Raw genomic sequence first — 4,863 nt, forward strand, 5'->3', positions numbered from 1 at the left:
TCGGACGTGTCGGCAACCTGCGCCGCGTGCCACTCTACCTTCCGGCGGTGAACCATGAACCGTCTTGTTCTGCTCCCATTATTGGCGATTGTTGCCGCGGCCACCGGCACGATTGTCCTCGAAAACTGGCCATTGCCTGCAGCGGTCCAGGTGACGGAGCTGCAGGGCGACGCCAAGCGCGGCGCCTATCTCGCGAGGCTGTCTGGCTGCGTGACCTGTCATACGGCTCCTGCCGCCCCCCCGATGTCGGGCGGCGCTGCTATCGCGTCCAACTTCGGCTCATTCAGAGCACCTAACATCACTCCCGATCCCGTAGCCGGGATAGGCGCCTGGACCTTCGAGCAGTTTGTGCGTGCCGTTCGTCAGGGCGTCTCCCCCAGGGGAGAAACTTACTACCCAGCCTTTCCCTTTGAATTTTACGCGACGTTGACCGACCAGGATATGGCGGACCTATGGGCGGCGGTGCAAGCAACCCCGTCCGTTGATAGGCCGAGCGAGGGGCATGATCTTCGCTTTCCGTTCAATGTCCGCGCTGCCGTGAAAGTCTGGCGCTCGCTGTTCGAGCGGACCGCCGACTACGAAGTGGACGCTTCAAGGACGTCGGAATGGAATCGCGGCAAGTATCTCGTGGAGGGCCCGGCGCATTGCGCCGCCTGCCACACGCCGCGAAATCTCTTGGGCGGATTGTCGAGCAAGGAGTTGGCTGGCGACCCTAACATGCAGGGAGGTGGTGCATCGCCTGCTATCACCGCTCGCGCGCTGACAGCAGGTGGCTACACCCGCGAAAGCCTGGTACAGGCCCTCCGCACCGGAGTGACACCGAATGGCGATGTGTTCGGCGGTTCGATGGCGGAGGTGGTGCACGGCAGCACGAAATTTCTGCTCGATCAACACTTGGTGGACATGGCGACATATCTGCTCGATCTCGGCAAGAAATGACCGCTGATCCATGAAAATTCATCCCCAAGCGAGCGGTAGTGCCTCGGAGGCGCTTCTACGCTGCATCGAAGAATGCTACGCCTGTTCCTAGCAGCAATGTCCGCGCGGATGCCTGCCTGGCCGAGGAGATGGTCAAGGATCCGACGCAACGCACTCGCCTGAATCTGGACTGCACAGACATCTGGGCTGCTACGGGCGCCATGGCCTCCGCGGAACGGGCAACGTCGACGCGTTTCGAGCGGCCATACGGGCTCCATGCTCAAATGCACGAACCCTGTCGGATCTGCGCCGAGGCCTGCATAATTTGCGGGCAGTCGTGTCGTGAGGCGCTGTCTCAGCTTCCGTGAGCCGCGAAGCGAAAGTGGATTCGATCCTAGATAGTCTCGCCCGGGGATCGGAACTATCGCAGGATTGACGCGTCTAACTTTCGTTAGTGAGGAGGTGCCCCATGGAAAACGACAGAGGAAAACGTTCCGAAAAAAGTGAAAAGAAACAGACGAGCCATCAAAGAAAGATTGGCTGGGTCAGTTTCGGTGCCGGTATTGTGGTGACCCTGCTTGTGCTGCTAGGCGCAGGAATGTTCGTGGTTTATTCCGGCGGCTACAATGTTGCGGCCTCCGAGGAGCACCGGTCATTAGTGCGATGGGCGCTCGATACCAACTTCCATCGCTCCGTCGAAAATAACGCCAGAGGCATCACCGCACCCGAGACCATCACGTCCCAGATGGTTGCGGAGGGGGGCGAGCACTACAAAAAAACTTGCGCCTATTGCCACGCGGGGCCAGATGGTGAGCGAGCCGAATGGGCCAATGGCATGCGCCCGCTGCCTCCCGCACTCTCCGAAGCTGCGGCAGAGTGGGAGATCAACGAGGTGTTCTGGCTGGCCAAACATGGGGTTCGACTGAGTGGAATGCCAGCCTTCGGTGAAACCCACGATGATCAGGCGCTGTGGAACATTGCTGCCTTCGTCAAGACACTGCCGGCGCTGGCGCCAGAGGAATATGAAGGCATCGGGTCGACTGAACCTCTTGAGCCCAGCACTCCATTCCCTGAAGCTTCTCAAACGCCTTGAGGCACGAAACAATGCAGATGTCCTACTGGCGCTTTGCCGCAATGATCCTGACATCGACCGTCGTCATGTACGGCCTGATGTTTCTCAATACCTATGCGTTCGAGCACATCTATTGGAGTGAAACCCGCGCCTGGATGGCGCTGGTCATGGGCGCAACGATGGCTGTGATCATGCTCGGCTTCATGCTGAACATGTACAAGAAGCGTATGCTCAACCTGGCGATTTTCGGAGGTGCGGTGATCGTCTTCGCCCTTTCGCTTTGGCTGGTTCGGAGCCAGGCGACGGTGGATGACGCCGAATATATGAAGGCAATGATTCCGCACCACTCCATTGCCATCATGACCAGCAAGCGCGCCCAGATCTCTGACGAACGTGTTCGCAAGCTGGCCGACGAGATCGTCGAGGCGCAGGAGCGCGAGATTGCCGAAATGAAGTACCTCATCAGCGATCTTGAGGAGAGGGACTGATGATTACCCGCTCCCCCCGCATCCATCCTGCATTGGCCTTGCTGGCCGTGACGGTCCTTCTGACGGGCTGCAGCCGTAATGATGCTGCCGACGACGCCGTCAATCCCCGCGTAGGTTCTTCGGTTGCACGTTTGGTTTCCGCAGCCGAAATTCTTGCCGGTGCCAACATACCGACGCTTGATCCGCATACGATGGCGGATGCGCAGATCAAGGAGATCATTGGTGCCGGTCCACGTTGTGCATTCCACTACACCAGCTCTGGAGATCCTGTACTGGGAACTGCCCGTGAACCCGCCCAGGACGTCCCGGCAGGTGTGGTGATGCTCAATGGGAACCTGGTGGCACTGCAATCTGCTCCGGCGGAAGCGGGGCTGGTTCTGGTCGCCGACGAGATCCGATTCACTATCACCTCCGGGAACGGGGACAGCACGACACCATCACCATCCAGCATGGAAGACGCGACCCTGGTCATGCACATCGGTGACCAACTTACCGTAGGCTACCGCGGCTACTACGGATGCGCAGAAGAGTAATCGAATTTCGAGGAGAAGTGCCATGCGAACGTACAAGGTGAGCGGCATGACTTGCAGTGGCTGCGAAAACTCAGTCGTGCGCGCCATAAAGACCAAGTTCGGAGACGACATCGCCGTCGAGGCAGACGCCGAAAGCGGGAATGTGCAGGTGGAGGACAGGGCTGATCCCCAGATCGTCGTCTTTACCATCGACAGCGCGGGCTATGCCGTCGACGAGGTCGTGGGTGGGGAAAGACCGACATAAATGAGGCCGGACCTCACCGCAGCCGGACGGAGCCGAAAGCGCCTCAGTCCGGTCCTGTTGTCAGCACCGATGATGGACAACGGCCCCAGAGGGAGAAAATCTTGATCAAGAAAAGGCCCTTGGTGTGGTTGCCGCACCGGTTGGGCGCGAGCAGCAGGCTTCGAGATGGAGCTTGAAGACGTCGAAGACATGAATTCCGTCAAGGACAAACTAGGCGTCCCCACCGAGCTCCGTTCATGGCATACTGCTACAGTTGACGGCTATGTGATTGAGGGCCATGTGCCGGCGGACGCCATCGTCGCCCTGCTTAATCAGTGTCCACGGATCAGAGGGCTCGCTGTTGCAGGCATGCCAATCGGTTCCCCAAGGATGGAGTGGCCAGCAGGCGATGAACCTGATCGACTGACGTAATGGCATTTGACGGCTCGAGTGAATTCCTCTTCATGCGGTTTGTTGGCAACCAGCGCGTGTAATCACTGACCTCGCCTGTGCGAGGCCAAGATGAAATTACGATCGGATATCTAGAACATATGAAACTGATCGTTCGAACATTGCTGACCGTACTGATGGCATTGACCCTCAACGCCTCGATGGTTCTTGCTTCGACGACACATTCGCCATTTCACCGTACGGCTGTTTCCGCTCAACCCTGCGATCACCATGGTCATGGCCCTAAAAAAGCCAGTCATGCGAAGGTAGTGAATGGGGAGGACTGCACGCAACAGGTCTGCCCCTCCTGTACCGGTTTGCCGCTGTTTTCCCCCGTCACGCTAGGCAGAATCTCACGTCCCCTTGCTTCGCCGTTCAAGTTAAGCGGGTGGTCTTCACCCTGGCGTCCGCCGTTGTTTAGGCCACCTATCCAAATCTGAATCCCTTCCCGGCTTTCGGGCCGGTCCTTTTCAGATTTTGGAGTTACTTCATGAGCACGCAGTTCTCTCGTCGCGCCTTCCTTGGCGCATCCCTGGCGCTCGCCGGCAGCGTTGCCTTGCCGCGTTTTGTACAGGCGCAACAGCCATCCACCCGAACCCTGGTTGCTGAGCGCCGTGTCATCGATGTCCTGGGCAAACCCGCTGATGTTTTCGGCATCCGCAATGAACTTGGCCGGCAAGGCCTGTTCCTCCCTGCCGGCGAACGCTTTCTGGTCGACCTCGAAAACCAGATCGGCACCGAGACCATCATCCACTGGCACGGCCAGGTGCCCGATCCTGCACAGGATGGTGTCTCCGACACCGGCTATGTCTCGCCATTGGGAGCCGGCGAAATACGGTCCTTCGACTTCCCGGCACGGAGCGGCACGCATTGGATGCATTCGCACCACGGTCTACAGGAGCAGTCTCTCCTCGCCGCGCCGCTCGTCGTCTATACCGCTGAGGATGAGGCGGCGGACCTGCAGGATGAAACTGTCCTCCTGCACGATTTTTCGTTCCGTAGCCCCGAAGAGATTCTTGCGGAGCTGACAGGCGGCGATATCGGCGGCCACGGCATGCACGGAAGTGACAACACGGCCATGAGTGGCGGCATGGTGATGGGCGGCATGGACCATGGAATGATGTCCATGGATCTCAATGACGTTGCATACGACGCTTTTCTTGCCAACGATAGAACGCT

Annotated in this window: 8 protein-coding genes; all 8 read left to right on the plus strand. The window is 58.8% G+C overall.

Features of this window, described 5'->3' with window-relative positions; genetic code table 11:
• Positions 1-54: 54 nt before the first annotated feature.
• Positions 55-939, plus strand: coding sequence for a cytochrome c (locus tag GGR20_RS18320; RefSeq protein ID WP_183312797.1), 885 nt, complete (start codon positions 55-57; stop codon positions 937-939).
• Between the two features lie 128 nt (positions 940-1,067).
• Positions 1,068-1,286, plus strand: a complete 219-nt coding sequence (locus tag GGR20_RS19325) for a hypothetical protein (protein WP_476699252.1) — start codon at positions 1,068-1,070, stop codon at positions 1,284-1,286.
• Between the two features lie 101 nt (positions 1,287-1,387).
• Positions 1,388-2,011 carry a c-type cytochrome gene (locus tag GGR20_RS18325; RefSeq protein ID WP_183312798.1) on the plus strand — a complete coding sequence of 208 codons (624 nt, stop codon included), beginning with the start codon at positions 1,388-1,390 and terminating at the stop codon, positions 2,009-2,011.
• Between the two features lie 11 nt (positions 2,012-2,022).
• Entirely contained in the window at positions 2,023-2,478 is a 456-nt protein-coding gene (locus tag GGR20_RS18330; protein ID WP_183312799.1) for a DUF305 domain-containing protein, read from the plus strand.
• The gene (locus GGR20_RS18335) at positions 2,478-3,011 is read left to right on the plus strand and encodes a DUF6692 family protein (protein ID WP_183312800.1); all 534 of its coding nucleotides are present in this window, start codon (positions 2,478-2,480) and stop codon (positions 3,009-3,011) included. The genes GGR20_RS18330 and GGR20_RS18335 overlap by 1 nt, the downstream gene beginning before the upstream one ends.
• 22 nt (positions 3,012-3,033) lie before the next feature.
• Positions 3,034-3,255, plus strand: coding sequence for a heavy-metal-associated domain-containing protein (locus GGR20_RS18340; RefSeq protein ID WP_183312801.1), 222 nt, complete (start codon positions 3,034-3,036; stop codon positions 3,253-3,255).
• A gap of 189 nt (positions 3,256-3,444) precedes the next feature.
• Positions 3,445-3,666, plus strand: coding sequence for a DUF411 domain-containing protein (locus GGR20_RS19310; protein WP_420827458.1), 222 nt, complete (start codon positions 3,445-3,447; stop codon positions 3,664-3,666).
• Between the two features lie 508 nt (positions 3,667-4,174).
• A partial coding sequence (locus GGR20_RS18350; RefSeq protein WP_183312803.1) for a multicopper oxidase domain-containing protein occupies positions 4,175-4,863 on the plus strand: 689 nt, incomplete at its 3' end.

Origin of the sequence: Devosia subaequoris (assembly GCF_014197055.1) — a bacterium.
Classification (GTDB): Bacteria; Pseudomonadota; Alphaproteobacteria; order Rhizobiales; family Devosiaceae; genus Devosia; species Devosia subaequoris.